This window comes from Flavobacterium sp. ACN2 (genome assembly GCF_002303885.1).
Lineage (GTDB): Bacteria > Bacteroidota > Bacteroidia > Flavobacteriales > Flavobacteriaceae > Flavobacterium.
This window is the reverse complement of sequence record NZ_MRCM01000002.1, coordinates 427,493-453,940: the sequence shown is the minus strand read 5'-3', so window position 1 is coordinate 453,940 and position 26,448 is coordinate 427,493. Positions and strand designations below refer to the sequence as shown.

Annotated in this window: 29 protein-coding genes; 7 read left to right on the top strand and 22 right to left on the bottom strand. The window is 33.3% G+C overall.

Translation table 11 applies throughout. The features are described from left to right. Positions 1-247 precede the first annotated feature (247 nt). On the top strand, positions 248-1,852 hold the full coding sequence (gene pckA, locus BSF41_RS03850) for a phosphoenolpyruvate carboxykinase (ATP) (protein WP_095928189.1): 1,605 nt from the start codon (positions 248-250) through the stop codon (positions 1,850-1,852). A 245-nt stretch (positions 1,853-2,097) separates the two neighbouring features. Here pckA and BSF41_RS03845 read toward each other — a convergent pair whose 3' ends face one another. Further along, the gene (locus BSF41_RS03845; protein ID WP_095928188.1) at positions 2,098-3,156 is read right to left on the bottom strand and encodes a phytase; all 1,059 of its coding nucleotides are present in this window, start codon (positions 3,154-3,156) and stop codon (positions 2,098-2,100) included. Between the two features lie 74 nt (positions 3,157-3,230). Further along, positions 3,231-6,041, bottom strand: coding sequence for a TonB-dependent receptor (locus BSF41_RS03840; RefSeq protein ID WP_095928187.1), 2,811 nt, complete (start codon positions 6,039-6,041; stop codon positions 3,231-3,233). 236 nt (positions 6,042-6,277) lie between these two features. Here BSF41_RS03840 and BSF41_RS03835 point away from each other — a divergent pair, with 236 nt between their 5' ends. Beyond that, the gene (locus BSF41_RS03835) at positions 6,278-7,378 is read left to right on the top strand and encodes a DUF4407 domain-containing protein (RefSeq protein WP_095928186.1); all 1,101 of its coding nucleotides are present in this window, start codon (positions 6,278-6,280) and stop codon (positions 7,376-7,378) included. 133 nt (positions 7,379-7,511) lie between these two features. Here BSF41_RS03835 and BSF41_RS03830 read toward each other — a convergent pair whose 3' ends face one another. The 7 genes from BSF41_RS03830 to ruvC all read right to left on the bottom strand — a co-directional run bounded on the left by BSF41_RS03830 (position 7,512) and on the right by ruvC (position 12,149). Continuing rightward, on the bottom strand, positions 7,512-8,216 hold the full coding sequence (locus BSF41_RS03830; protein ID WP_095928185.1) for a PH domain-containing protein: 705 nt from the start codon (positions 8,214-8,216) through the stop codon (positions 7,512-7,514). Between the two features lie 71 nt (positions 8,217-8,287). Next, positions 8,288-8,659, bottom strand: a complete 372-nt coding sequence (locus BSF41_RS03825) for an MmcQ/YjbR family DNA-binding protein (protein WP_095928184.1) — start codon at positions 8,657-8,659, stop codon at positions 8,288-8,290. Between the two features lie 6 nt (positions 8,660-8,665). After that, entirely contained in the window at positions 8,666-9,016 is a 351-nt protein-coding gene (locus BSF41_RS03820; RefSeq protein ID WP_095928183.1) for a DUF4260 domain-containing protein, read from the bottom strand. Then, positions 9,016-9,414, bottom strand: coding sequence for a GNAT family N-acetyltransferase (locus tag BSF41_RS03815; RefSeq protein ID WP_095928182.1), 399 nt, complete (start codon positions 9,412-9,414; stop codon positions 9,016-9,018). The genes BSF41_RS03820 and BSF41_RS03815 overlap by 1 nt, the downstream gene beginning before the upstream one ends. A gap of 57 nt (positions 9,415-9,471) precedes the next feature. After that, positions 9,472-10,272 carry a cyclase family protein gene (locus BSF41_RS03810; protein WP_095928181.1) on the bottom strand — a complete coding sequence of 267 codons (801 nt, stop codon included), beginning with the start codon at positions 10,270-10,272 and terminating at the stop codon, positions 9,472-9,474. 79 nt (positions 10,273-10,351) lie between these two features. Beyond that, positions 10,352-11,506: a radical SAM family heme chaperone HemW gene (hemW, locus tag BSF41_RS03805; protein ID WP_095928180.1), complete on the bottom strand. Its 1,155-nt coding sequence runs from the start codon at positions 11,504-11,506 to the stop codon at positions 10,352-10,354. Between the two features lie 88 nt (positions 11,507-11,594). After that, entirely contained in the window at positions 11,595-12,149 is a 555-nt protein-coding gene (ruvC, locus tag BSF41_RS03800) for a crossover junction endodeoxyribonuclease RuvC (RefSeq protein WP_095928179.1), read from the bottom strand. Positions 12,150-12,251: 102 nt separating this feature from the next. On the opposite strand from ruvC, the gene BSF41_RS03795 reads away from it, so the two are divergent. Both BSF41_RS03795 and BSF41_RS03790 read left to right on the top strand, forming a co-directional pair. Beyond that, a complete protein-coding gene (locus BSF41_RS03795; protein WP_095928178.1) occupies positions 12,252-13,196 on the top strand; it encodes a lysylphosphatidylglycerol synthase domain-containing protein in 945 nt (314 codons plus the stop codon). Then, the gene (locus tag BSF41_RS03790; protein WP_095928177.1) at positions 13,193-14,296 is read left to right on the top strand and encodes a glycosyltransferase; all 1,104 of its coding nucleotides are present in this window, start codon (positions 13,193-13,195) and stop codon (positions 14,294-14,296) included. The genes BSF41_RS03795 and BSF41_RS03790 overlap by 4 nt, the downstream gene beginning before the upstream one ends. Before the next feature lie 108 nt (positions 14,297-14,404). Here BSF41_RS03790 and BSF41_RS03785 read toward each other — a convergent pair whose 3' ends face one another. Both BSF41_RS03785 and BSF41_RS03780 read right to left on the bottom strand, forming a co-directional pair. Beyond that, entirely contained in the window at positions 14,405-14,890 is a 486-nt protein-coding gene (locus tag BSF41_RS03785; RefSeq protein ID WP_095928176.1) for a hypothetical protein, read from the bottom strand. 34 nt (positions 14,891-14,924) lie between these two features. Continuing rightward, a complete protein-coding gene (locus BSF41_RS03780) occupies positions 14,925-15,308 on the bottom strand; it encodes a hypothetical protein (RefSeq protein WP_095928175.1) in 384 nt (127 codons plus the stop codon). Between the two features lie 46 nt (positions 15,309-15,354). Between BSF41_RS03780 and BSF41_RS03775 the strand changes: the two genes are divergently transcribed. After that, positions 15,355-15,855 carry a DUF456 domain-containing protein gene (locus BSF41_RS03775; RefSeq protein WP_095928174.1) on the top strand — a complete coding sequence of 167 codons (501 nt, stop codon included), beginning with the start codon at positions 15,355-15,357 and terminating at the stop codon, positions 15,853-15,855. A 274-nt stretch (positions 15,856-16,129) separates the two neighbouring features. After that, positions 16,130-16,732 (top strand): DUF937 domain-containing protein, encoded by a 603-nt coding sequence (locus BSF41_RS03770; RefSeq protein WP_095928173.1) that lies wholly within the window; start codon positions 16,130-16,132, stop codon positions 16,730-16,732. A 64-nt stretch (positions 16,733-16,796) separates the two neighbouring features. Here the strand turns inward: BSF41_RS03770 and BSF41_RS03765 are convergent, their stop codons facing one another. The 6 genes from BSF41_RS03765 to BSF41_RS03735 all read right to left on the bottom strand — a co-directional run bounded on the left by BSF41_RS03765 (position 16,797) and on the right by BSF41_RS03735 (position 22,304). Then, positions 16,797-17,705: a pseudouridine synthase gene (locus tag BSF41_RS03765; protein ID WP_095928172.1), complete on the bottom strand. Its 909-nt coding sequence runs from the start codon at positions 17,703-17,705 to the stop codon at positions 16,797-16,799. Positions 17,706-18,018: 313 nt separating this feature from the next. Next, on the bottom strand, positions 18,019-18,975 hold the full coding sequence (locus BSF41_RS03760) for a geranylgeranylglycerol-phosphate geranylgeranyltransferase (protein WP_095928171.1): 957 nt from the start codon (positions 18,973-18,975) through the stop codon (positions 18,019-18,021). A gap of 62 nt (positions 18,976-19,037) precedes the next feature. Further along, positions 19,038-19,628, bottom strand: a complete 591-nt coding sequence (locus BSF41_RS03755; RefSeq protein ID WP_095928170.1) for a DUF502 domain-containing protein — start codon at positions 19,626-19,628, stop codon at positions 19,038-19,040. Positions 19,629-19,705: 77 nt separating this feature from the next. Then, entirely contained in the window at positions 19,706-20,644 is a 939-nt protein-coding gene (locus tag BSF41_RS03750; RefSeq protein WP_095928169.1) for a mevalonate kinase, read from the bottom strand. A 308-nt stretch (positions 20,645-20,952) separates the two neighbouring features. Continuing rightward, on the bottom strand, positions 20,953-21,171 hold the full coding sequence (locus tag BSF41_RS03740) for a hypothetical protein (RefSeq protein WP_095928167.1): 219 nt from the start codon (positions 21,169-21,171) through the stop codon (positions 20,953-20,955). A 32-nt stretch (positions 21,172-21,203) separates the two neighbouring features. Further along, positions 21,204-22,304 carry a diphosphomevalonate/mevalonate 3,5-bisphosphate decarboxylase family protein gene (locus tag BSF41_RS03735; protein ID WP_095928166.1) on the bottom strand — a complete coding sequence of 367 codons (1,101 nt, stop codon included), beginning with the start codon at positions 22,302-22,304 and terminating at the stop codon, positions 21,204-21,206. A gap of 109 nt (positions 22,305-22,413) precedes the next feature. Here BSF41_RS03735 and BSF41_RS03730 point away from each other — a divergent pair, with 109 nt between their 5' ends. Next, positions 22,414-22,890: a TspO/MBR family protein gene (locus BSF41_RS03730; RefSeq protein WP_095928165.1), complete on the top strand. Its 477-nt coding sequence runs from the start codon at positions 22,414-22,416 to the stop codon at positions 22,888-22,890. Between the two features lie 19 nt (positions 22,891-22,909). Here BSF41_RS03730 and BSF41_RS03725 read toward each other — a convergent pair whose 3' ends face one another. The 5 genes from BSF41_RS03725 to BSF41_RS03705 form a co-directional block, all read right to left on the bottom strand. Then, positions 22,910-23,632, bottom strand: a complete 723-nt coding sequence (locus BSF41_RS03725; protein ID WP_095928164.1) for a hypothetical protein — start codon at positions 23,630-23,632, stop codon at positions 22,910-22,912. Positions 23,633-23,643: 11 nt separating this feature from the next. Next, a complete protein-coding gene (locus tag BSF41_RS03720; protein WP_095928163.1) occupies positions 23,644-24,399 on the bottom strand; it encodes a hypothetical protein in 756 nt (251 codons plus the stop codon). A gap of 82 nt (positions 24,400-24,481) precedes the next feature. Beyond that, positions 24,482-25,150, bottom strand: coding sequence for an MBL fold metallo-hydrolase (locus BSF41_RS03715; RefSeq protein WP_095928162.1), 669 nt, complete (start codon positions 25,148-25,150; stop codon positions 24,482-24,484). 61 nt (positions 25,151-25,211) lie between these two features. After that, positions 25,212-25,784, bottom strand: a complete 573-nt coding sequence (locus tag BSF41_RS03710) for a Crp/Fnr family transcriptional regulator (RefSeq protein ID WP_095928161.1) — start codon at positions 25,782-25,784, stop codon at positions 25,212-25,214. A 10-nt stretch (positions 25,785-25,794) separates the two neighbouring features. Beyond that, on the bottom strand, positions 25,795-26,442 hold the full coding sequence (locus tag BSF41_RS03705; protein WP_095928160.1) for an HAD family hydrolase: 648 nt from the start codon (positions 26,440-26,442) through the stop codon (positions 25,795-25,797). Between the last annotated feature and the right edge of the window lie 6 nt (positions 26,443-26,448).

The following is a 26,448-nucleotide window of genomic DNA, read 5'->3' as shown; positions in this document are numbered from 1 at the left end:
TAACATATAACTTTATTTATGTGACTTTTTTGTATTTTCTGTTGTCAAACAAAAATAATATAACAAATTCGCGTATAAGGTTGTAAATAAACAAATTAGAGGCGGTTATTTTTTTCTTTTTATAATTTTTAAAGTGAAATTTCTCTTTTTTCATATAAATTAAAGTGAAATTTAAGTATTTTAAAAGAAATAAAAATAAATCTGTAATTTTGCTTTAAACAAAAAATCACACACAACTTAAAAACTTATGGACACTAATACAGTTTTCGCGCAATCGATTTCGTTAAAAGAGTTAGGAATTGAAAATGCAAAAGTTCGTTATCAACTATCTGCAGATGAATTACATGCGATTACTTTGCAGTCAGGACAAGGTGTTGAGAATTCTACAGGAGCGTTAGCAATTAATACAGGCGAATTTACAGGTCGTTCTCCACAAGATCGTTTTATCGTAAAAGATGATATTACAAAAGATCAAGTTTGGTGGGGAAATGTAAATATCCCTTTTGAGCCCCAAGCTTTTGAAAAGCTTTATAATAAGGTAACAGCATTTTTATCAGACAAAGAGGTTTTTGTTCGTGATTCTTATGTTTGTTCAGATCCAAATTATAGATTAAATGTTCGTGTTGTAACAGAAACTGCTTGGTCAAACTTGTTTTGCTACAATATGTTCTTACGTCCAGAAGATTCAGAACTGGCAAATTTTACTCCAGAATGGACTGTAGTTTGTGCTCCAAGTTTTATGGCAGATCCTGCTGTAGACGGAACACGTCAGTCTAATTTTGCTATTTTAGATTTTACTAAAAAAATTGCTTTAATTGGAGGAACAGGTTATACGGGAGAAATGAAAAAAGGTATTTTCTCTGCATTGAACTTTATTCTTCCGGTTTTCAAAAATACACTTCCAATGCACTGTAGCGCCAATGTTGGTGAAGCAGGAGATACAGCAATCTTTTTCGGATTGTCTGGTACAGGAAAAACAACTTTATCTGCAGATCCAGAGCGTAAATTAATTGGAGACGACGAACATGGTTGGACAAACGAAAACACTGTTTTCAATTTTGAAGGCGGATGTTATGCAAAAGTGATTAATTTAACAGAAGAAAACGAACCAGACATTTTTAGAGCAATCAAAAAAGGAGCGCTTTTAGAAAATGTGGTTTTCAAAGAAGGAACAAACGTAGTTGATTTTGACGATGTTTCTATTACTCAAAATACTCGTGTAAGTTACCCAATTACACATATTGATAATGTACAGCCAGGTTTGGTTGGACATAATCCTAAAAATATATTTTTCTTAACGGCCGATTCTTTCGGAATTCTGCCTCCAATCTCAAAATTAACTCCAGGTCAGGCGGCTTACCACTTTATTTCTGGATATACAGCAAAAGTTGCTGGTACAGAAGCTGGTGTAACAGAGCCTCAGCCTAATTTCTCTGCTTGTTTTGGAGCACCATTTATGCCTTTACACCCAACGCGTTATGCTGAAATGTTGAGTAAGAAAATGAAAGATGCTGGAGTAAAAGTTTGGTTAATCAATACAGGATGGACTGGAGGACCTTACGGAATAGGAAGTCGTATGAAGCTTAAATATACTCGTGCTATGATTACTGCTGCATTAAAAGGAGAATTAGACAATGTAGAGTACGTAGATCACAAAGTGTTTGGAATTGCAAAACCACAATCTTGCCCGAATGTTCCAGAAGAAATTCTAAATCCTAGAAATACTTGGGAAGACAAAGATTTATACGATAAAAAAGCGTTAGAATTAGCTCAGAAATTCAAAGCTAATTTTGCCAAATTTGAAGAGTTTGCAAATGCTGAAATCTTAGCAGGAGCACCAATTACAGAATAAAGGGAATTATTTAATTCAAAGTAAAAAAGCTGTTCAGAAATGAACAGCTTTTTTTGTTTTTTGTGTTTGTTTGATACTTCTTCCTTGTCTCCCTGAGCGGAGTCGAAGGGCATTTCAATTGGAAACTTGGCTTCGACTTCGCTCAGCCTGACAATAAGTACTTTTTAAAGACATTGAAACGCAGTTTTCAGTACAGTTTAAAGGAAAGTACCGAAAAACTGCAATTTCAAATCAACACTGAATCTTTATTTCTTAGCTTCGTCGATGCGTTTTTGAATTAAATCCCAAGCATAATAATGGAAAGTCATTCCGTTGCTCATCGCTACAAAAAGTCCGTTTTTATATTTTGGTCCTAAGTTTACGCTCGTAACATCTGCACCATCACATTCGATTGTAGAAGTCGGAACTTCTGCCAATAAAGGATGATTGTTTGGATTTTCTTTCGAACCTTCTCTTGGATAAACCATAAAAGAATTGGCCTGCTGATTGGATACTAAAATATATCCTGTAGAATCTGTTTTTTTGTAAATCGCAATTCCTTCGTGATCTGCTTTGAAATCTTTCTGACCAAAGAAAGCCAATTCTTTATTATCGTTTAAAGCTGGATCTGCTTTGTATTTTCTAATTCCAGCTTGCTCGTCGCAATAGTAAACAAAACCTAATTCGTTGTCCACAGCAATAGCTTCAATTTCTTTTTTACCGCTGTATGTTCCGAATTTGCGAACCACTTTTGCTGCAGCAAATTTTCCGTTTCCAGAAAGTTCATATTGCCATAAATAACTTCCAGAAGGACCCGTTTTTCTGCCTACAATAGCAAAGATTTTCCCATCAGTTGGGCGTGTGTATAAAGCAACTCCCATTGGGTCGCGTTGTGCTTCTCCATCAAAAACAGGAATTCCGCCGTTATCAATAGGTTCTAAATCAGGTAAACTGAAAATTCTAATTTTATTTTTTTCACGTTCAGTTGTAACCGCAACGTCTACTTTTTTTCCGTCAATAATCAATCCGTAAGCGATATCAACATTGTTTGGACGTTTTAATGGAATTGATTTTTTAAGGATTTTTCCATTCAAATCAAAAGCATACAAACCTCCGTCTGTGTCTTTATCTGTTCCAACAATTATGCTTTTTGAAGGATCTGTTGGGTTTATCCAAATAGAAGGATCGTCTGTATCGTGAGGTAAAGCTTCTGTAACAGCTGTAGGTTTTACAGCGTTTGGCTGAACTGGGGCTAATTTATCGTCTTTACAAGCTGTAAATGAAACAGCTAAAAGTAAAAGAGCAATTAAAGATTTATTTTTCATTATGTTATATATTTTAATGCAATTAGACAGAGCGCTAAACTCTGTCTAATTTAAGAATTTTAAAAAAGTTCAGATTACAAGTCTAATTTCAATCCGAAATTGTAACGTGGCTGGTAATATTCAGCTTGTTTTGTATGAGCAGCAACCCCTTGGTAGTAACGTAACGGTTGGTTGGTTAAGTTATTAGCTTCAGCAAAAAAGCGCAATTTTGGAGTAATCTTATAAGCAGCATTGGCATCTAAGAAAAACTGTTTATCATAGTAACTGTCTTTGTAAGACTCAGAACCTAATTCGTCTAAGTAATCAGATGTAAAGTTGGTTGAGATTCTTGCAGAGAAACGTTTGTTTTCCCAAGATAAAGATCCGTTAAACATATGTGGCGTTGTACCAGGAAGACTGATGTCATTTCTTTCGTTTCCGTCCTCATCGGCAATACCTTTTGCCTTAGATTGTGTGTAAGTATAGTTCAAATAGATGGCAAAACCTTTTAGGAATTTACCTGGCAAGAAATCTAACTGACGTTGGAATGCAACTTCAAATCCGTAAACATCTACATTTTCTCCATTTCTTGATTGTAAGAAAGACCAGTTTTCTCCGGCTGGAACTGGGTTTACTTGATTAGGGAAATCTGCAGCAAATTTCGCATCTGTATATTGATTATCGCTGTAGTTATAAATGAAATCGTTTAATCTTTTGTAGAAAACACCTCCAGAAATTAAACCAACAGATTTGAAATAGTTCTCAGCCATGAAATCATAATTGTATGAATAAGTAGCTTTAAGATCTGGATTTCCAGCTGTAATTTCTTTATCGGCAGCAATATTGTTTACATAAGGAGCCAATGCATAATAGTTTGGTCTAGCCAACGCAGTTGTAGCAGCAGCTCTCAAAACTAAATCTTTTGTTGCGTTGTATTGGAATGAGATACTTGGCAGTAAATTAGTGTAAGAGTTGGTGTTGTTGATTTTGCTCTCTAATTCTTCCTCGTCTAATACACGGTTTCCTGTATAATCGATATGAGTATTCTCCACACGGAAACCTAAAACCATAGAAAGTTTATCGTTAAAATCCTGATCCCATCTTACATAAGCTGCAGTAATTCTTTCTTTAGCATTATAGTTTACAGCCAAATATTCTGCTGGATCTGTTTCTTTTTCAAATAAAGAAGCATTGTTCAAATCTAAACTTCCTAAGAAAGCTGCCGAAGCAAAAGTTCCTGGTACATATTTGCTTCCTGGATTAAAATCTTTTCCGTCATAATAACTTGTTGGAACTTGCGATAATAATTCCATGTCGTCGTTTAACGGAGTGTAAGAATAAAACATATTGTTTCTCTCTTTCTCTTTCAAACGAAGTCTAAGACCAGTTCTTAATCTTCCTTTTTCTCCTGCAATAACAGAGAAAGGGAAACGAATGTTTACTTTAGCACCAAATTCGCTCTCGCTTGTTTCGTCTGTGTTTTCAGTAACAGAGTCAAATTTAAATTCGTCAACAGATTCGCCAACAGTTGTCATCAAAGGAAATCTGATGTCAGATAAGTCTTCAAACATTTCTAAACCTTTTTGACGGTATTCGATGTAACGCTCACCCGGACGGTATTCTCTAGCTTTTGCATAGTTTGCAGACCAGTCTAAATCTAATGTAGAATTGATTAAGTGCTCTCCACGAATAGAATAGTTTTGAACTCTCTGATCTTCTAATCTTCTGTTTTTGTTTCGGTTGTTGTCTAAACCACCTTTTGTCTGACGTTTTACACGGCCTTCAAAACCAACAATTTCTTCACCATTATAAAGTGGCTCAATATCATCGTAAGTAGTTCTAAAACGGTTTTCTCTATCATCTCTCCAGTTGTAGATTGCATTTGCAAAAATGGTATTGTTGTCATTGAATTTATAATCTAAAGCAACAGAAGCACTACGACGGATACGCTGTACATCATACTTTCTAATTTCAGAAGCTTGTAAATAGTCATTTCCAAACTCATCTTTTACCCATTCGTTTTCGATGTTGTCAGAACCGTAATCCACATTGTTATAAGATCCGCTAAAAACTACTCCTAATTTATCATTTGCAAAACGGTTACCATAAACAAAACCAGCAGTATAAGAAGCATGGTCACGAATTGGTAAATAACCTCCTGCAAGAGTTGCAGAAATTCTTTCTCCGTTTGGAGTTGCTCTTGTAATTAAGTTTACAGAACCCCCAATTGCATCAGCATCCATGTCTGATGTTAGTGTTTTGTTTACTTCGATTGTAGAAATCATATCAGATGGAATTAAGTCCATTTGTACGTTTCTGTTGTCTCCTTCAGCAGATGGAATACGGTCACCATTTAAAGTTACAGAGTTCAAAGATGGAGCTAAACCTCTAATAATAATGTTACGCGCTTCACCTTGATCATTCTGCATTGTGATACCTGGAACACGTTTTAAAGCGTCTCCAACGTTAGCATCTGGGAAACGTCCCATTTGATCTGAAGAAATTACGTTTCCGATGTTTTTGTTATTTTTCTGTTGATTCAGCGCTTTTGCCTGACCTTTTAAGATATCTCCAACAATAACTTCTTTCAGTTCATTCTCAGAAGCTTTAAGAGAAAAATCAATTACATTGTTTTTTCCTTGCTCCACTTTTATTTCTTGAGATAAAGAAGTATATCCAATATATTTTACTTCAACTTGGTAAGTTCCTTCATTAATATTTAATAATTCAAAACGACCGTTGTAGTCAGAAACGGTATATTTTTTCTCGCCTACAATTTGAACCATTGCTCCAGGAAGAGGCAGTTTGTCATCGGCGTCCAATATCTTTCCAGATATAATAGCCTTCTGAGCAAAACCTGTAAAGGCGAATAAAAAGAATGCTGTTAATAGATAGAATTTTTTCATTGTGTGTGTTTAGTTTAATTTCGGTTGCGAAACTAAGACCCGTGTATTACTAAAGCCTTGAAAAAAAATTAACATAGTGTTATGATTAGTCAGTTATTGCTTATAATTATTAATGTTTAACTAACATTGCGTTTTCAAACGTTTGATTCACAACTAAAAAGAAATTGATATTTTGACTGTATTTGAAAATTTGGCGTTAAATTTGCCATATCAATCACAATCAAAAATCATCAATCATGTTAAAACAATTTTTTATCCTATGTTCAGGAGCCGACCGTGATCTCTTGAAAGACTGCTCAGAAGGCGAACAAACCAAATACGTTGGTATTGGCGCCACCGTGTTCTTTACGGCAGTTATGGCTTTTCTAGCCAGTGCTTATGCGCTTTTTACTGTTTTCGATTCTATTTATCCCGCTTTAATTTTCGGATTTGTTTGGAGTTTACTAATCTTCAATTTAGACCGATTTATCGTTTCTACGATTAAAAAAAGAGATCGTTTCTTAGACGAATTCCTTCAGGCAACTCCGCGTATTGCTTTGGCTATTATTATTGCAATTGTAATTTCGAAGCCTTTGGAGATTAAGATTTTCGAAAAAGAAATCAATACCGTTTTATTGAAAGAGAAAAACGAAATGGAATTGGCCAACAAAAAACAAATTGGAACGTATTTCAAAACGGATTTAGATAAAAATAAAGCTGAAATTGCTGCGCTTAAAGCGGATATTGTAAAGAAAGAGAAAGAAGTAAACGATTTATATTCAGTTTATATTACTGAAGCCGAAGGAACAACCGGAACTAAAAAATTAGGAAAAGGTCCGGTTTATAAAGAGAAACGCGAAAAACACGATGCGGCCTTAAAAGAATTTGAAATACTTAAAAAAGCAAACGAAGCTAAAATTGCCGAAAAAGAAAAAGCTGGCGTACAGCTTCAGGCCGATTTAGATAAAAAAGTTTCGCAGACACAGCCTATTATTGAAGGTTTCGACGGATTAATGGCGCGCATCAATGCCTTAAATAAACTGCCTTGGCTTCCGTCATTTTTCATTATGTTGTTGTTTCTTGCTATTGAAACATCTCCGATTATCGCTAAATTATTAGCGCCAAAAGGGGAATTCGATTTCAAGCAAGAAGAAGCCGAAACCGCAATGAAAGCAACTTTGACACAAAATAAATACCAACGTGAATTATTGGTTAAAACAAGTGCCGAAATGCATGATAAAGTGTACGCTGATATTGCAGAAGATAAAGGTTTATTCGATCTGCAACGAAAAAATGCAAAAGAGTTACTGGAACTGCAATCTCATAAATTTGTAGAAAAGCAAAAAGCGACTTTATAAGTACAAAGTGCAAAGTTTCTAAATACAAAGCTATAAATGCAAAGCCCGAAATAGAATCTCTATTTCGGGCTTTTTTATTTTAGACAAAGTCAATAATCTTTGTACTTTGTACTCAGAACTTTGTACTTTAAAATTACATATAACTTAAAATCTCTTTTTTGTAAGCATCATATTCTCCTTGCATGATCAAACCATTATCAAGAAGTTTTTTGTAATTCTGTAATTTATCAAAAAGTTCTTCTTTAGATAAATCACTTAATCTACGTTCTCCAGCAGGTTGAGTTGGTTGCGTCGGAAGCGGTTCAAAAGTTTCTGTCACAGCTGGAGCTGCAGGTAAAATTTCTGCAAAGCTTGTTACTTCTTCTGTTTCTACCTCTTCGATTTCGTCTTCAACTTCTGCTTCTTCCACAATTTCTTGAACTGGAGCTGCTGTCTGAACAGGATTTTTTAATAAATCTAATTGCTCTTTAGCATAGGTATACATTTTTCTAGCCTGAATTTTCGGAATATAATCTATAGAAATAATCAGGTCTGTATTAGTGCTAAATGAAAATTCAGAACCTAAAATATTTTCTTTTACAAATGAGCTTGTAATATCATCCCAAGTATAATCTGTAAAATTCATTGAAAGACCTAAGTTTTTAGGCGTGCAAATAATAATACGTTTATTGGTTAAGATTATACTATCAGGAAAAACAGTAATTGCAGGCTTTTTTTGCACGGCGATATAACCAACTTCTTCACCTTTCATTAATAAATCAGTAAGTTTCGAAGTTATTTTTTCAATCGCTTTTGGATCTTGTTCTTCGTTTAGAAATTTTTTAAATTGTTCTTTCATTGTTTATTAGTTGCTAAGTTTCAAAGCGGCTAAGCTGCTAAATTTTTTTTCTTACGATGCAAATGTAATGCCTAATTTTCTAATTCGATAATTTCATTTTGAATTTTCTTTGTCAAACTTTTGAAAACCAATTCGTATGAATGGTCTATAAGTTCCTTCACGAATTTATCAGGTAAATTTCCATTCAAAGCCACGGTATTCCAGTGTACTTTACTCATATGAAATCCAGGTTGTATTTCGTCATACTCTGCTCGAAGTTCCTGTGCGCGGTCTGGGTCGCATTTTAAATTTGCTGATTGCTCATTTTTTTCCCATTGAGAAAGCGAAGACAAAGCAAACATTTTTCCGCCCACTTTAAAGACCAAAGTGTCTTCATCAAAAGGAAAATGTTCGCTGACTCCTTTTTTTGAAAGACAATATTCGTAAAACGTTTCTAAATTCATAACTGTTTATTTACCAATTTCACCTAAATGCGTGTATTTAAAGCCTTTTTCATATTTAAGACCATAACCAAAAATTCGATCCATTGCCGAATGTGAAAATAAAATAATTCCCGCTAATTGCACCATTTCAATACTTAAATAAAATCCGATGGCATAAATTAAAAGCGCAATTCCTTTGTGATGAAAGATGTTATAAAGAAATGCTCCAGCTTTGTTTCCAAAAACATAGCCCATCATTGATAAATCGGGAGCTAAAATTAAAGTAAGAAACCACCACCATTCATAATTTAAGCGGTTGAACAAAAAGATTCCAAGAAGGAATAAAGCGACTTCCTCAAGTTTTAAAACTGTTTTCATTAGACTATTTTTTCCATCATCTTTTCAGGATGATTTAATTTTGTAAATCCGAATTTCTCGTATAAAAAGTGAGCATCAGTTGTTGCCAATCGCCAGATTTTAACTTCTTGCAGTTGAGACTCATTCATCATCGCTTGAATTAAAATTGATGAGTAGCCTTTTCCACGATGTTCTTCATCAATAAAAACATCCATTAAATAGGCAAAAACGACATAATCGGTTATCACACGTGCAAAGCCAATTTGTTTGTCCTCTAAATAAATTCCAAAACAAACCGAAGCATCAATAGTTCGTTGCACTTCGTCAATCGTTCGTCCCGCAGCCCAATAAATGTCTTTTAGAAAATTTTGTATAAACAGAACGTCGAGTTTGGTTTTATCTGTAGAAACGGTTATCATTTTTATTTTTTATTTTAGATTGTAGATTTTAGATTTTGCAGTAGAATAATCTAAAATCTACAATCTAAAATCTGCAATTTTATAGAGAATCGGTTTTGATGGACTGGCATCATTTTCAAACGAAGCGATTTGAAGATTTAGTATATAATTTCCATCTTCAATTTCGTCTGGAACATAAATCATCTCAGTAATTGTAGCATTTAATCTTGCATCAGAATTTAGATTTACTGTGTCTTTTACATTCCAAAATGCTTTATGCGCTAATAATTTTCCTTCGTCATGTTCTTTGTCCACACTTGGGAGATCAATCAGTAAATGCTGAATTTCGCTTTCGCGGATGAAAATTGCAGCATCTTCAGACAAATACGGTGGATTGGTATTCGAATATTTTCTTGATTTTTTATCTTTTTGATTGGGAAGAGTGCGAATAACTAAGGCTTCGTTTGTCACGCTGAGCGGAGTCGAAGCGCTATCCACTGCTGTCACATTGAGCGAAGTCGAAATGTTTTCTTTCGTAATCACAAAATCATCTCCAATCTTTTCAGGTTCAACCGTAATCAGTTTAGCAAAAAAGAAAAATTGTTTTAGAGATTGGTTAATACTGTAAAAATCATTGGTAATATGCCCCAAGCATTCCGTATGCGTTCCATGCCCATGTGGATTGAAGAAAATATTGTTGAAATTCGTAGATGATTTTCCTTCAGAAACTTTTCCAATCCAATCGCCAAAAACTACAGGCTCAATAATAGGTTTTTCGATGTACCACGCAATCGGATTTTCATCTGTATTGGTTAATGGAATAGAAATATCAATGGGTTTTGATAAGTCGATTTCGAAGTTGTTGATTTTTGCTAACACAAATTTGGATTTTATGCCGCAAAGACGCTAAGTCACAAAGTTTAATAAATTTGAGCCTTTATGCCTTCGTGGCTAATTTTTATTCATCCAAATTTAGATAAAATAAATCTGAAGCAATTCCATCTGTTAAAAATTTTCCTTTTGGAGTTGGTTTTAAAATGTTGTTTTCTATTGAAAGTAAATTGTCATTTAAGAACTTTTGAGCTTGTTCCAGTAAATAATTCAAATATTCTGATCCGAATTCCTTTTCAATTCTTTCTAAAGAAACGCCCCAAATGGTTCGCAATCCCGTCATGATATATTCATTGTAACGATCAGAAACAGTTAAGATTTCGGTTTCGATTGGAAGTTCGTTGTTCTGAATAGCTTTTAAATACAATGAATTATTAGCAATATTCCAGCCTCTTTTTACGCCGTCATAACTATGTGCCGAAGGTCCGATTCCGATGTATTTTTTGCCCAGCCAGTAAGCCGAATTGTTTTTGGAGAAATACTTTTCTTTTCCAAAATTTGATAATTCGTAATGAATAAAACCATTCTGTTGAAGCATTTCGACCAAAATCAGAAAATGGTTGGAAGCCACTTCGTCTTGAGGTTCAGCAACTTTTCCGGTTTGAATTAATTTGCTTAAAGCCGTTTTGGGTTCAACCGTCAAAGCATAACTCGATATATGCGGAATGCCGAAATCTAAAGCCGTTTGAATATTCTGTCTCCACATTTCGTCACTCATTCCTGGAATTCCGTAAATTAAATCTAATGAAATATTATCGAAATACTTTTTCGCTTCTTCTAAACATTTTTTGGCTTCCGCCGAATTATGGGCACGATTCATCATCTTCAAATCCTCTTCATAAAAAGACTGAATTCCGATGCTTAATCTATTTATTGGGCTTTTAGATAATTCCAGAATTCGTTCAGCAGACAAATCATCCGGATTAGCTTCAAGTGTAATTTCAGGGTTTTCTACAACTTTATAGTTTTTATAAACTTCAGAAATTAAAAAGTTTATTTCGTCATTGGTTAAAACAGAAGGAGTTCCTCCGCCAAAATAAATGGTTTCTATAATCTCATTGTCACTTCGAGCGGAGTCGAGAAGCTCATTTTTGCGCATGCCAATTTCTTTGGCTAATGCCAAAACCATCTCGTCTTTCTTTTTCATCGAAGTCGAAAAATGAAAGTCGCAGTAATGACAAGCCTGCTTGCAAAAAGGTATGTGGATGTAGATACCGCTCATTTTTAATTAGATAATTAGAGAGTGTGTCAATTAGATAATTTATTTGTTGTCTATAGAAAATATCTAATTATCAAATTGGCACATTGGCTCATTTCTTAACTCGATCCTCATTCTGTTTCACAAAAGCATCCCAACCAGAATAACTTTTTCCAGCCACAACTTTTCCCGAATTAAAGAAATGACAAACCGCTGCCGCTAAACCGTCTGTAGAATCGAGATTTTTTGGTAATTCTTTTAAGCCTAAAAGCTGTTGCAACATTTTGGCAACTTGTTCTTTACTGGCATTTCCGTTTCCGGTAATCGCCATTTTTATCTTTTTAGGTTCGTATTCCGTAATCGGAATGCCTCTTGAAAGTCCTGCTGCCATTGCAACACCTTGCGCTCGTCCGAGCTTTAACATCGACTGTACATTTTTGCCGAAGAATGGTGCTTCAATTGCAATTTCGTCAGGACAATGCGTTTCGATTAGTTCAATCGTTCGCTCGAAAATGATTCTTAGTTTTTGGTAATGATTGTCGTATTTGGAAAGCTGCAATTCGTTTAATTGCAGAAATTCCATTTTTTTATTGATTACTTTAATCAATCCAAAACCCATAATTGTGGTTCCGGGGTCAATACCTAATATGATGCGTTCTTGTGTCAAGAGATTTTTGTTTCAAGTTTAAAGTTTCAAGTTAGAAAATTGACTCATTTTCTAATTGTCACATTTTCATTGCCACATTTTCAAATTGATTACTTTTGCGGCATGATTTCAATTCCTCACAAAGCTAAGCAATTCCTAGTTCTCGTAGTCAAACTTTTAATTGTTGGCGGCGCATTTTATTTTATTTATAATCAGTTGGCTAACAACGATAAATTAGACTGGCAGAAGTTTATTGCTTTGTTCCAAAAAAATCAGTCGGTTTTAGGGGTTTCATTTATCTTGCTTTTGAGTGTTTTAAACCGTTATTTCGAAATTTTGAAATGGCAGAATCTAGCGCAGGTTATTCATAAAATATCGGTTTATGAAGCGACAAAACAGGTTTTGGCTGCTTTGACGGCAGGAATTTTTACACCGAATGGAGTAGGAGAGTATGCAGGAAAAGCGCTCTATTATCCGAAATCAGAAACCAAAAGAGTGGTTTTCTTAAACTTAATCTGCAACGGAATCCAAATGATTTTAACGATCATTTTTGGGATCTTCGGATTACTCTATTTCAACGCGCAATTTAATGTAATTACGACCAAAACAGTCTTGATTCTTTTTGGCGGATTTGTTCTGATTTTGATTTTATTGTTCTCCATTAAAAAGATAAAAGTCAAAGGATATTCGATAGAAAAACTGATTCATAAAATCAATGAAATTCCGAAATCGGTTCATCAGAAAAATATCTTTTTAGGTATCTGTCGTTATTTGGTTTTCTCGCATCAGTATTACTTTTTGTTTTTAGGTTTTGATGTCGATTTGCCTTATTTAACTTTGATGGCAGCGATAACATCAGTTTACTTTTTAGCTTCTTCATTGCCAACTTTTCAGTTTTTAGACTTTGCAGTAAAAGGAAGTGTTGCGATTTACTTCTTTGGAATATTGGGCGTAAACGAATGGATTGTTGTATTTATAAGCACTTTAATGTGGTTTTTAAACGTAGTTCTTCCAGTAGTTTTAGGAAGCTTTTTTGTGCTGAATTTTAAAACGAAAACTCCAGAATGATTTTCGGATTGTTTGCCATATTAGCCATTTATATCGTTAGCATTTCTTTGCTGATTTATGGTTTTTTCAAGGTGAAACAATACCAGAAAAGTAATTTAAAGCCAAAAACAAGTTTTACGATAATTGTTCCTTTTAGAAATGAAAAAGAAAATCTGCCCCTACTTTTGGAAAGTTTTTCAAAGCTAAATTATCCAACAGATTTATTTGATGTAATTTTAGTTGATGATGCTTCAGATGAAAAATTTCAATTCTCACATTTCACATTTCACATTTCGCAAATAAACAATATTCGGGTTTCCAATTCTCCTAAAAAAGATGCCATTACAACGGCAATGCAGCACGTAAAAACCGATTGGGTTATTACAACCGATGCCGATTGTATTGTTCCCGAAAATTGGCTGTTGACTTTTGATAATTACATTCAGCAGAACAAAGTTTCCATGCTTGCTGGAGCTGTAACGTATCAGTGTGAAAACTCATTTCTAGATCATTTTCAGCAATTGGATTTAACGAGTCTGCAAGGCGCTACAATTGGAAGTTTTGGTTTAAATAAGGGTTTTATGTGCAACGGAGCTAATTTTGCTTATACAAAAGCATTCTTCGAAAGTTTAAATGGTTTTGAAGGGAACGATAAAATTGCCAGCGGAGATGATGTTTTTTTACTGCAAAAAGCGATTCAAAAGTTTCCTGAAAAAGTATATTATTTAAAAGCAGAAGAAGCGATTGTAACAACAAAACCAACCGAAAACTGGAAATCTTTATTTTATCAAAGAGTACGTTGGGCGGCTAAAACAAGTTCGTATAACAGCACTTTTGGAAAGTTTCTTGGATTGATTATTTTCTTCGGAAATCTGAGTTTTGTAATCGGATTTTTCTCTCTTCTTTTAGGGATTTGCTCTTATCCAATTTTTGTAATTTTTGCTTTTTCTAAAATTTCAATTGACTTTATTTTGCTTTCAATAACTAATAGATTTTTGACAAAAACCAGAATTAAAAGTCTTTTGTTAAGTAGTTTATGGTATCCGTTTTTTAGTTCGACTGTTGCTTTGTACAGTTTATTTGGTTCTTATAAATGGAAAGGACGTCAATTTAGAAAATAACTCATTTTGAAATTGAATGCCCTAGCCCTGATGGGAGCGGCATCCTTTTGCTTTTTTCTTTAAAAAGCAAAAGATATAGCGAACAGCAGGAATTAGCTCCTTATAAAATTACTTCTCGTCTTTTGCTTTTATAATAACAGGCAGAATAAACTGTGTTTTTACCGGAATACCGCGTTTTATGGCTGGATTTACTTTCGGAAAATCGACTAGTCGTGCGTGCAGAATGCTGTCAATTTTTATGGTATCGTAAACTACAGAATCTTTAGGAAACTGAGGTTCAAACTTCATAGTTGAGTTAGGAAAAACGGTTACTTTGACTTCGATGGTGTCCAATTCTGGATATAAAATAGATAAAGTATCAACGTTGAGTTTTTCTTGAATAAGATTCGACATCACTTCAAAAAAACATTGCTGGCGAAGCTTTTTATCACCAATTTTATCGCAATCAGGCAAAGAAGGATATTCATCAACTTCTTTCCAGTTAATAGATTTCAACTCTTTTTGAAGTAATTCTTTTTCAGACGGAACCTGCTTCTCAAAGTATTGACAAGAATTAAAAAGGATACAAATAAAAAAAGGGAAAAACTGCCTCAAAGTTTTAAAATTGGATGATATAACAAAAATACGATTATTTTTTTTGAGAAGCTTTGTATTCTAAATAATCTTCATAGTTTTCCGAAAGCCAATTTTCTTTGTTTTTTTCTGCAACTTCCTTTTGATCAGGGTATAATTTGATAAGTCTGTCTGAAAAAGCTGCTATTTGAACCGTATAGGTGTAAAATTCAATTTTACTCAGAAGGATATTAGGATTGTTTTTTTTATTAAAAAAATCGAAAAACAGATTATCAAAGTCTCTCATAGAAAAATTTATTACTTTTTTCTTATTGCTGGTGTAAAGACTGTCCTGTATTGCTTTGTCATCTGTAGAAAGTTTCTTAGATTGAGCTATCGTATTTTCGCTAATGGAGAATACAAAGAATAGAAAAAAAACTATTTTTACAAGAGTTCTCATACTATTAAAATGTTTAAAATAATAAGTACAAACTTACAAAAATATTATGGATTTACTTTTAGTACTGCTAGGATTTATATGTGTAATCGTTGGTGTTTTTGGAAGTTTTCTTCCTGTTCTTCCTGGATTATCTAGCTCTTGGGTTGGAATATTATTACTTTACCTGACTAAAGCAGTCGAAAATAATTATTGGGTTTTAGGAATTACTTTTGTTCTAATGGTCATCATTACTATATTAGACTATATTATTCCTTCAAAAGGCACTAAAAAGTTCGGAGGAAGCTCTTATGGAGTATGGGGAACCAACATTGGTTTGATTGTGGGAATCTTTGCTCCAATTCCTTTTGGAATTATAATTGGACCATTTTTGGGCGCTTTAATTGGGGAATTAATGTATGATTCTCAAAATCATAATCGAGCTCTAAAAGCAGCCGCCGGATCGCTATTAGGATTCATTGCTTCAAGTTTTGTTAACTTTCTGTTTGCGGTGGTTTATTTGGGCATATTTTTGAGTATTGTGTGGGAATATCGAAACATTTTATTTTAATTCTATAACAATTTCAGCTTTTTAGCGTTGCTAGCAAAAATAAACATCAAACTTTTCTTAACTTTTTTTCTTTTGTATTTGACAACGAAAGGGTTGTGTTTGCTAGTGTTAAGACGTTTTTAGTGTTAAGAACTGGTTATTAAGAAGGTAAATTTTTAACTTAATTTTTGGAAATGTTAAAATTTTTTATATTTTTATCTCGATAAACGATAAAAAGCCTCATTTTATCGATTATTTTAAATCAGTATAAATAATTATTTTTTAAGTTATGAGTATGACCCCAAACCTACAAATTGAACTTAGACGCTTTATTTCTTCTAATGTTGTCTCCAAGTTAAACAAGTTTTATTTTGAGAATGATGCACTTTTAATAAAGGGAATAGACGTCTCGATCGGTACAATTTTAATGGGACTCTACAACAAAGCCGAAGAATCTGATTTTTATTCTGAAATCGTTTCATTAATCCAAGAAGATTCTACTTTTTACCAAGAAATAGACTTTAATGCAGGCAGAATTTTATCAGTCGACGACTGTTACCGCATAGAAGGAAATGCTTTACTGAAAGAATTATTCTCCAACAAAAAAGGCAGAATTTCAGAAATGGTTTCAAACGAAGTTGGTATCAAAAGCGAAACAGCCAGAGAAATACTTAACTTTTCAGCATTACTTGTAATGTCTTATTTAAGATACAATCTTCAATTAATAGAAAGTTTAAAACTCCTTTTAGAAGACCAAAAAAGAGATATTTTAAACAGCATTCCTCCCGGAATTAAAATCATCCTAGGTTTTTCATCTTACGAAACTGTAGAAGATAAAAACCAATCTATCGGAAGATCTATTTTTACCCTTTTCGGACATAATTTCTTTAGTTTTTAAAAATAAAAAATCCCATTTTCTAGAAGAAAACAGGATTCATTTATGACTTAAATTTGAAAAATGCTTATGTGTTTTTCAAATTGATAACTTCTTGATCGGTCAAAAAGCGCCAGTTTCCACGAGGAAGATTCTTTTTGGTTAATCCAGCAAACGAAACACGGTCAATACGCAATACATTGTATTCGAAAGATTCAAAAATTGAACGCACCACTTTTACGTTAGCAGTACGCAGTTTAAGACCAACTTCGCTTTTTGGTTCATTATCAATATAGCTTACTTCTTCAACAAAAACGCGGTGTCCGTCAAGAACTAAACCTTTGCTGATTTTTTCTAAATCTTCAAATTTTAAGTTTTTGTCTAAAGAAACCTGATAGATTTTAGACGATTTCTGGTTTGGCAATGTAAACTTACGAATCATATCAGTATCGTTTGTAAACAATAATAAACCAGTTGTATTCTTGTCCATTCTTCCTACAGCAGCAATTTTTGCATTTGTAGCGCCACGAACAAGTTCTAGAACGTTACGATATTCCTGACCTTCGTCAAAGGCAGTCGTAAAGTTTTTAGGCTTATTTAATAAAATATATTCTTTCTTTTCAGGAGTTAATGTAACACCGTCAAAGTTTACAACATCATTTAGTTTTACCAAATAACCCATTTCTGTAACTACAGTACCGTTAACTTTTACGTTTCCAGACTGAATATAAATGTCGGCGTCACGACGAGAACAAACACCAGAATTAGAGATGTATTTGTTCAGACGAATTTCATCTGAAGCCTTTTGTCTCTTTGCTGGCTGATTTTGTTTTCTCAATTTTTCAGCAGCAGCTTCCTGAGCAGCTTTAACTTCAGGTTTTACTTTTTTAGGCCCTTGCGCGCGCTTAGCCATAGGAGGTTTTGGCTTGTTAGAGTTTGGTCGTGAGCTATTTGGTCTCGATCCGCCTCTTTTATTGTTGCCTTCCTTGTTGTTCATAGAATCATTAATTTGTGCAAAGATAGTTTTTTCCTGCTAATAAATCTTAAGTTCAATGTTCTTAGATTAATAGCGCTTTATTTTAAGAGGTTTAGTAGCAATACAATTGGCTTTTTTTGAGGCATGGTTTCCCGCTTTCCGTTTCAATTTTTTATTTTTTAAAGAAAAAAATAAAAAGATTTCCACTATAATCGGGGCTAAAAAACAATCAATTGGCTTCTTTTAAAGATTGTTATTTCACAGAGATTCGCAAAGTTTGCACAGAGCCACACAAAGAAAAAAATCTGCTAAATCTGCGGGAGATTAAAGAGCTTTAGTAATTAGAAATCAATTCGCGACCATGCCATAAGACGCTCGGGTTAATCAGAACAATGCAGCAAACGCCAGATACAATGAGGAACTTAAGGACATTATGAAGTCTTAAATATTGTTCCTTAGAGTCCGATTTCCATAAGTAAATCAAGAAGAAAAGAAGAACTCCAAAACACACATAAAAATAAATGTCCATATAGCCTACATCATAAATATTAACCAAAACGTAAACAGGTAAAATGGTAGACAAAGTCAACCCCGTGATAATTTGCTTAGAAATTTTTTCTCCATATAAAACTGGAATTGTTCTATAGTCGCTTACTAAATCGCCTTTCAGGTTTTCTAAATCTTTTATCATTTCGCGAATCAATAAAAGCAGAAACAAGAAAACCGCATGTGCCGAAATCACCACAAAATGACTCATATGATTCTCAATTTCTTCAAACGAAATCTTATTATAGAAATATAAAAGAATGGCAAAAAAAGGTGTTACAGCAAGCAAAGCAGACATTAAATTTCCAATAATGGGATATTTTTTAATTTTATGAGAATAAAACCAAATCATAAAAATATAACCTGAAAAGAACAAAAAAGCTCTCCAGGAAACAATAAAAGCCATTAGAACGGCAAGAAAATTCAAACTGAAATAAACGTTCAATTTAGTTTTCTGACTAACCAAACGATCCAGCATCGATTTATTCGGACGATTAATCAAATCCTTCTGACTGTCGTAAAAATTATTGATGATATATCCTGAAGCGATTGTAATAGCCGAAGCAAAAACAATTAAAAACAAGTGAAAATCAAGCAAAATATCCAATGCTCTAATTTCTGGCGCCAATATAAAAATTGCTGATAAATACTGGGCTAAAACGATGATTGGAATATTGTAACCTCGAACTACAGAGAACAGACTAACAATTTTCATTACTAAAAGTTTTTGTTGTCTGCTTAACATAGATGATATAGTGGGATTGATTTGATGTAGGGAAGTTAAAGTATATTTTTTGATTCTGAAAACTAGAGCTTGTTTTTTAACAATTCTTCAGATCCGTAACCTAATTTTCGAATGCAGGCCAAAGCTTGTTTTTGCGTAATATCGATTTCTGTAATATCTTTTTTATCTACAAAAACCACCGACCCGCTCCAAGGGTTTGGAGCATCTGGTATAAAAACTGTAGATTTCTCATCACTGATTTGTTCTATTAAAAAAGCAAATTGTAAACCAGCATCAGTAGGAACTAATATTACTTTTAAATCGTCTTTAGATTCTAAACCCAATATGTTTTCATTCATGCTTTTCATAAATGAATAACCGGGAACAAAACTTAAAATTCCTTCTTCTAATTTCTGAACCAATTTTTCTGCCGCTGCAGTTCTTGCCAATAATCCAGCAACCAGACAGATTAGAATTATGATTAATAATCCAACAAGTTCTTGAATTGCAAGTCCTAAAACGCTTACTTTTGGTAAAGCACTTACTAACGGAAGTGTTGTTTTTTGTACAATACCATATCCTTTTTCCAAAACAATTAATAGTACAACTAAAGGCACTAAAAAAAGAATTCCTCCTAAAAAAGTTGCTTTGATAATCTTTAAAATACTTTTCATAGGCAATAATTTTTTAAGATTAAATGTTAGGAAAGGGTATTCAATAAATCACAACAATATTTTTAAGAGGTTTAACTTTAAAATTGATAAACTACTTCTAATTTATAGTCTTTTAAGGATGCTTTGGCTCTTTCTAGATCTTCGGTAAAACCAAGGATATAACCGCCTCCTCCAGAACCGCAAAGTTTTAGGTAATAATCGTTAGAATCAATTCCGTGTTGCCAGATTCCGTGAAATTGTTCAGGAATCATTGGTTTAAAATGATTTAAGACAACTTTAGAAAGTTTTTTAGTATTGGTAAACAAAGATGTCATATCGCCATGCAGGAAGTTTTCTACGCAGGCATCTGTATATTTCACAAACTGATTTTTAAGCATAGCACGGAAACCTTTATCTTTTAAGTTTTCCATAAAAATACTTACCATTGGAGCAGTTTCTCCAACAATTCCTGAGTCTAACAAAAATACAGCACCTTTTCCGTCAAAACTTTGAGTCGGAATTCCAGTTGCTTCAATATTATCTTTCGAATTGATCAGGATTGGAATGCTCAAATAGCTGTTTAAAGGGTCTAAACCAGAACTTTTTCCGTGGAAAAAGCTTTCCATTTGAGAAAATATATTTTTTAAATGTAATAATTTTTCGCGAGTCAGATTTTCCAGAACAGTGATTTTGTTGGTAGCATATTTATCGTAAATAGCTGCTACAAGTGCACCGCTGCTCCCAACGCCATATCCCTGCGGAATACTAGAATCGAAATACATTCCAGTTTCAACATCATTTTTTAAAGTTTCTAAATCGAAAGTAACCAATTCAGGCTGTTGCGTATGTAGCACTTCAAGATAAGAAGCAAAACTTCTTAAGCTTTTGTTTGATGAAATGGCTTCTTCTGTAGGCTCTTCAGATTTTTTTAAAGCGCCGTTGTAAAAATTATAAGGAATAGAAAGTCCTTTAGAGTCGCGGATAATTCCGTATTCTCCAAAGAGTAATATTTTTGAGTAAAATAGTGGTCCTTTCATGATTTATTTTATGTCTTTCTTTATTTTATTTGGGTTTTGTCTAGTGTCGAAAATGTTGTGAATCCTGATTTCGTTTGCGCTAAAACTATATAATAGGCTCGATTGCTTTGTTATAACACATTTTCGATATTTTTTATTCACAGTTGATTTTGGAAAAATTTCTGGATTCATCACCATTATTGAAATTGCTTTTTCAAATTTGACAATAAAAATCTTTTTTGATTTTTCTGACCATCTTGCTTCAATGAACTTTAAAACTGAATCTAAATTTTTCTCCGCTGTTTTTGAAAAACTTACTTTAAGATCCACTATCTGTATTTTTTCATCACATCCTCATAGCTCGTAAATTCTCCTCTTTCAAATTCTAATTCACTTTGAGCTATATCCTCTTTTTGTTGATCGGTCAAATCGTCCCACCAATCTTTTTTGTTTTTTCTAAGCAATTTTGCAACTGCCATAATGATTGAAGGATCATCAGTTTTTTTCAACATCTCCATCGCTTCGCGTTTTTCTAATTGAATATCCATAACCAAGAAAATTTAATTAAAGATACGGAAAATTATAATGCAATTGCACCGTGTCCAATTTTGTCGCAAATGTATTGACTATTCTGACAAAATACAACTAATTCGTCCTGAATAAATTGAAGTACTTTTTCGCTAACGTTTTCGGGATAAAGTACGTGCACATTTGCTCCAGCATCTAGCGTAAAACATACTGGAATCTGGGTTTCATTTCTAAATTTCCAGATTGCATTTATGATCTGCAGCGTGTTTGGTTTCATCAAAATAAAGTACGGCATAGAGGTCATCATCATAGCGTGTAGTGTCAATGCTTCACTTTCTACAACTTTTATAAACTCGTTTAAATCTCCGTTTTCAAAAATGGAAATTAATTTATCCAGATTTTCATGTGCCTGAGCAAAACGTCTTTCAGCATACGGATGGTTGTGCATTAAATCGTGCCCAACTGTGCTCGAAACTTGTTTCTCGCCTTTGTCAACCAATAAAATAGTATCTTGATAATTCTTGAAATTTTCATGAATCGTATATGGAAATTCTACTCCAAACAAATCTGTACTTCCTTCAATATTTTCCTGATTTCCCCAAACGACAACATTCCCTTTCACACTTCTGCAAGCGCTTCCAGAACCTAATCGAGCTAGAAATGAAGCTTTTTGATAGAAATAATCATCGGTCATTTCTGGATTCAATTTTCTTTCTAAACTCATAAAATTCATTGCTAAAGCCGCCATTCCGGAAGCCGAAGAAGCAATTCCTGAACTATGAGGGAAAGTATTTTGAGTGTCAATTATAAAATGATATTCTTTCAAAAACGGCAGATAAACTTCAACTCTTTCTAAAAACTTCTGAATTTTTGGTTTAAAGTCTTCTTTTGGTTTTCCTTCAAAAAGTAAATCAAAAGAAAAACCATTTGTCTCGCTGAGCGAAGTAGAAGCGTTCCTTTTTTCAAAACCTAATTTTGTAATTGTTTTACAGTTATTTAGAGTAAAACTAACAGAAGGATTTGCTGGAATCTGGTTGTCTTTTTTTCCCCAGTATTTCACTAATGCAATGTTGCTTGGAGCGCTCCATTCAAAGTTTCCGTTTTCGATTGCTGAAGTATATGAATTTGGTATAAAATCGGCTGCTGTTAACATGAATTATAAAATTTTGGCAAAGATAGTTTTTTCGCCCTAAAGGGATAATTTTTTATCTATATGGTTTAAACTTTTCTTTTGACTATTTTTGAATTCAAAATTTGATGTCATGAATAAATTTGTAAAAATCGCTATAGCTTTAGTAATTTGTTTAACAGTTGGATATTCTGCTAGTTTAGTAACAAGACCAAGTATTGAGACTTGGTATGTAACGTTGGAAAAACCAATTTTTAATCCGCCGAATTGGATTTTTATGCCAGTTTGGACAGTTCTTTACATATTTATGGCAATTGCAGCAGCATTGGTTTGGGATCGAATAAAAGAAAACACTGAGGAAGTTAAAAAAGCACTGCTTTTCTTCATCATTCAATTGATTTTAAATGCCATTTGGTCTTATTTATTCTTCGGATTAAAAAACCCGATGTTGGCTTTAGTCGAAATCGTGCTTTTATGGCTGATGATTTATGAAACGTATTTGAAATTCGTCAAAATCAATAAAACTTCAGGTTATTTATTGATTCCCTATTTAGCTTGGGTTGGATTTGCTACAGTTTTGAATGCTAGTATTTGGTGGCTGAATAAGTAGTTTTTTGTTTCAAGTTAAGCTATTTCAGCTTCTTAAATTCCTCATTTTTAGCATATAGAAAGTCTAACAATTCCAAATCATTTGATTTTTCTAAAAGTGTTTTAGATTTCGAATCGGCATTACAAAAGTTTAAGAAAATTTCTTTTTCTTCGGGTTTTATTTTCAAATTCTTCATAAAAAAATCCGGAGGACAAGTAGCGATGACGAGTTTCTTAAAACGGTCATCACGTGGCTCAATTTTTTTCTTCGGTTTATCAAAAATAGGGTAACTGAAATCTAATCCATTTTTGATCCTCCCGTCATAAACTGTCACTTTTGAAGTGACTTCGTCAAATTTCTTTCGAATTATAATCTTATTTATTTCTTCTTTATCATTTGCGATTTTTTTAATTTCAGCTTTATTAAAAACGGATCTAGAAACTGTAACATTCTCCAATTCTTCAGCTTTTGGAGTCATTTCGACAATGAGATAGTTTTTTTCTAGATCTTTTGCGGTTAGTTTCAATCTTGTAAATAAGTAATTATTGGAAAAAAACAATATACTGTCTTGCTCTTTCACTAAAATTGAAAATTCTCCAAATTCATTTGTTCTCGTGCTGGTTTTGGCTGTTTTATTAATGACTTCTACATTTTGAAGCGCATTTTCCTGAGAAACAACTTTTCCGTTAAGTAGTTTTTCTGTCTGCGAAATACTAAGCTGATAAGTAAGAAAAGAAATTGTAGTGAGTAATTTTACTTTCATTTACGGATTTTTTAGTTTTTAATTCCAGTATTCAATTTTTTAAATTCTTCATTTTTAGCATATAAAAAATCCATTGTATAAAGTAAATTTTTCTGTTTTAGAATAATTTCAGATTGCGGATCGGCTGTGCAAAATTCTAGGAAAAGAGCTTTTTCATCAGGATTTAATTTTAGATCTTTTGTAAAAAAATCTAAAGGACAAGTTGCTTCGGCGAATGTTTTGAAATCCAATTCAGGAGTTTTCTTTTTAGGTTTTTTGTTGCCACTATCTTCTTTTTTAAATAAACTTAAAAGACCTGCTCCCATAGCGCCAAAATTCATTCCGTTTGCAATAGTACCGTCATAAACACCAGTATATTTTCGTAAATCTTGCGAAGATCTCATTAATGTAATCGAATCCGAAACTTCTTGAGTAGGACCAACATGAGGAAATTTTATAGTTGTAATTAAGACTTCATCGAGTTCTTCCGGTTTCAAAATCATATTGACAACTAGGTTATTTTGTTCTATGTTTTCCTGAGAAATTTTAAATCTTTTAAAGAAATAGTCTTTGGAGTAAAAAAGAAGGCTGTCTTGTGGACGGACTAAAATTGAAAACTCGCCTAGCTCATTTGTTCTGGTACTAATTCGAGCTGTTTTGTTAATCACCTCTACTTTATTAAGCGGAATGTTTTGCGAAAAAACTTTTCCGTTTAATACTTTTTCCGTTTGAGAAACGCTGAGCTGATAAGTGAAAATAGAAATTGTAGTAAGTAATTTTACTCTCATATAGGATTAATTAGTTGAGAGTAAAATTATTAGAATTGTCTTAATGAAAACTTACGGAATATGTAAATTCTTGTTAATAAAATTATCGCATGTTTTGAATAAATTTTTCCAGTTCTCCATTATTAAATAAAACTGGTCCGTGACCAAAACACAATATTTTAGGTTGTAATGATGCCAATTTGAGAATCGATTTTCTATTGGTTTCTTTATTAGCAGTAAATAAATGGGGAGGTTCATGCAAACCGACTTTTGTAGTGAGAAGATTCATATTGGTCATCACATCGCCTACAATTAAAACGCCATCCTTTTCTCTGAAAAAAGAGATATGTCCGCTTGAATGTCCAGGAGTTTCAATAACCGTGAATCCGCCGATCTGATCTCCTTCTTTTAAAGTTTCAGAAACGGGATGTCCTTTTCCTGCCCAAAAGTTTTTCTGAAATTTAGAAATGATATGATTCGGATTTGGGTATTCTGTAATTACATTTCCGTTTTCAGCAAATGCTTTTTCAGGTTCACTGCATAAAAGGGGGATATTCAAAGTTTCGCAGAGTATTCTACTGCTTCCCTGATGATCGGCGTGAGCGTGCGTCAAGGCGTGTTTTGTAATGGATTTATCTTTAATTGCTTTTACTATTTTACTGGAAGAAGTTCGAATTCCGGCATCGATTAAAACATCTTCAATTACGTAACAATTAATGGCGTTGCGCGGAAATAAAGGAATCTGGTAAACTTCTTTGGCAATATTCTTCATCTTTTTCAAATTTTATTTTGACAAAGATTCGAATTCAGATTCTTAATCCACTTGATAAATGTTAAGAAATGTCCTGACGGATTCTGCTCAAAGATTCTGGAGTAATTCCGAGAAAGGAAGCGATATAAATTAAAGGCGTTCGCTGAATTATTTTGGCTGGAGCCGATGCCAAAAAAGTCTGGTATTTTTCTTTTGCCGGAATCATTTGCAGTTTTAAAACGCGATCAGCCATACAAAGGTAATTCTGCTCGGCGAGAATTCTTCCAACACGTTCCCAATTCGGAATTTCGTTATACAGAAACTGCATTTTTTCGAAAGTAATCGAAAGAACTTCGCAATCTTCAATACACTGAATATTTTCAAAAGAAACGGATTGATTTATAAAACTGGAATATGAAGCGATAAAACCCTCATCACAACTTAAATAAGTCGTAATTTCTTTTCCGTCTTTTAAATAATAAACCCGCGCTAGACCTTCGACAACAAAAAAGATTTTATTGCTGATTTTTCCCATTGAAGAAAGAGAATCTTTAGCGGTAAACTTTTCATATTCAAAACAAGAATCTATTTTTTCGATTTCTTTTTCAGAAAACGAAGCGATTGATAGTATTTGTTTTTGTAATTCAGCATTCACGATTTACAATTTACAATATTTCGATTAACTCCGAAGCATTATTAATAACCGCTTTTGCCCCGCTAGATTTCAATTCATCTGCTGTTCTGTAGCCCCAAGTTACTCCCACAGGAAACATATTAGCATTTATAGCCGTTTTCATGTCAATATCAGAATCTCCGACAAAAAGAATTTTTTCGGGTTTTAAATTCCATTTTTTACTGATTTCAATCGCTTCAAACGGATTTGGTTTTTTTAGTTCTTCTGTGCTTAAACCAATAGCTGTGTCGAATTGTTTTGGAAATAATTCATAAGCTATTTTCTTTGTCAATTCATCTGCTTTGTTAGAGAAAACTGCCATTTTGATGTTTTGAGAAGTCAGATTTTCTAACAATTCTACAATGCCTTCATAAGGTTTTGTTTTCAGCGTACAGATTTTAGTGTATTCATCGACCATACATTCAAAACAACTTTCGATTTCATCATCAGAATTGTTTGTAGCAGGTAAAGCTTTACTTACTAGATTTCGTAAACCGCTCCCAATAAAATATTGATATGTGTCGTAAGTATGTGTAGGATAATTTAAAGCGGTAAGCACTTTATTCATCGCATCTGAGATGTCTTCTAAAGAATTGACTAATGTACCGTCTAAATCGAAAATAATTCCTTTAAATTTCATTTTGTA

Bases quoted from the DNA above. Each gene is read 5' to 3' on its own strand.
- pckA (WP_095928189.1), top strand. From the start codon at position 248: ATGGACACTAATACAGTTTTCGCGCAATCGATTTCGTTAAAAGAGTTA.
- BSF41_RS03845 (WP_095928188.1), bottom strand. From the start codon at position 3,156: ATGAAAAATAAATCTTTAATTGCTCTTTTACTTTTAGCTGTTTCATTT.
- BSF41_RS03840 (WP_095928187.1), bottom strand. From the start codon at position 6,041: ATGAAAAAATTCTATCTATTAACAGCATTCTTTTTATTCGCCTTTACA.
- BSF41_RS03835 (WP_095928186.1), top strand. From the start codon at position 6,278: ATGTTAAAACAATTTTTTATCCTATGTTCAGGAGCCGACCGTGATCTC.
- BSF41_RS03830 (WP_095928185.1), bottom strand. From the start codon at position 8,216: ATGAAAGAACAATTTAAAAAATTTCTAAACGAAGAACAAGATCCAAAA.
- BSF41_RS03825 (WP_095928184.1), bottom strand. From the start codon at position 8,659: ATGAATTTAGAAACGTTTTACGAATATTGTCTTTCAAAAAAAGGAGTC.
- BSF41_RS03820 (WP_095928183.1), bottom strand. From the start codon at position 9,016: ATGAAAACAGTTTTAAAACTTGAGGAAGTCGCTTTATTCCTTCTTGGA.
- BSF41_RS03815 (WP_095928182.1), bottom strand. From the start codon at position 9,414: ATGATAACCGTTTCTACAGATAAAACCAAACTCGACGTTCTGTTTATA.
- hemW (WP_095928180.1), bottom strand. From the start codon at position 11,506: ATGAGCGGTATCTACATCCACATACCTTTTTGCAAGCAGGCTTGTCAT.
- BSF41_RS03795 (WP_095928178.1), top strand. From the start codon at position 12,252: ATGATTTCAATTCCTCACAAAGCTAAGCAATTCCTAGTTCTCGTAGTC.
- BSF41_RS03790 (WP_095928177.1), top strand. From the start codon at position 13,193: ATGATTTTCGGATTGTTTGCCATATTAGCCATTTATATCGTTAGCATT.
- BSF41_RS03780 (WP_095928175.1), bottom strand. From the start codon at position 15,308: ATGAGAACTCTTGTAAAAATAGTTTTTTTTCTATTCTTTGTATTCTCC.
- BSF41_RS03775 (WP_095928174.1), top strand. From the start codon at position 15,355: ATGGATTTACTTTTAGTACTGCTAGGATTTATATGTGTAATCGTTGGT.
- BSF41_RS03770 (WP_095928173.1), top strand. From the start codon at position 16,130: ATGACCCCAAACCTACAAATTGAACTTAGACGCTTTATTTCTTCTAAT.
- BSF41_RS03765 (WP_095928172.1), bottom strand. From the start codon at position 17,705: ATGAACAACAAGGAAGGCAACAATAAAAGAGGCGGATCGAGACCAAAT.
- BSF41_RS03760 (WP_095928171.1), bottom strand. From the start codon at position 18,975: ATGTTAAGCAGACAACAAAAACTTTTAGTAATGAAAATTGTTAGTCTG.
- BSF41_RS03755 (WP_095928170.1), bottom strand. From the start codon at position 19,628: ATGAAAAGTATTTTAAAGATTATCAAAGCAACTTTTTTAGGAGGAATT.
- BSF41_RS03750 (WP_095928169.1), bottom strand. From the start codon at position 20,644: ATGAAAGGACCACTATTTTACTCAAAAATATTACTCTTTGGAGAATAC.
- BSF41_RS03740 (WP_095928167.1), bottom strand. From the start codon at position 21,171: ATGGATATTCAATTAGAAAAACGCGAAGCGATGGAGATGTTGAAAAAA.
- BSF41_RS03735 (WP_095928166.1), bottom strand. From the start codon at position 22,304: ATGTTAACAGCAGCCGATTTTATACCAAATTCATATACTTCAGCAATC.
- BSF41_RS03730 (WP_095928165.1), top strand. From the start codon at position 22,414: ATGAATAAATTTGTAAAAATCGCTATAGCTTTAGTAATTTGTTTAACA.
- BSF41_RS03725 (WP_095928164.1), bottom strand. From the start codon at position 23,632: ATGAAAGTAAAATTACTCACTACAATTTCTTTTCTTACTTATCAGCTT.
- BSF41_RS03720 (WP_095928163.1), bottom strand. From the start codon at position 24,399: ATGAGAGTAAAATTACTTACTACAATTTCTATTTTCACTTATCAGCTC.
- BSF41_RS03715 (WP_095928162.1), bottom strand. From the start codon at position 25,150: ATGAAGAATATTGCCAAAGAAGTTTACCAGATTCCTTTATTTCCGCGC.
- BSF41_RS03705 (WP_095928160.1), bottom strand. From the start codon at position 26,442: ATGAAATTTAAAGGAATTATTTTCGATTTAGACGGTACATTAGTCAAT.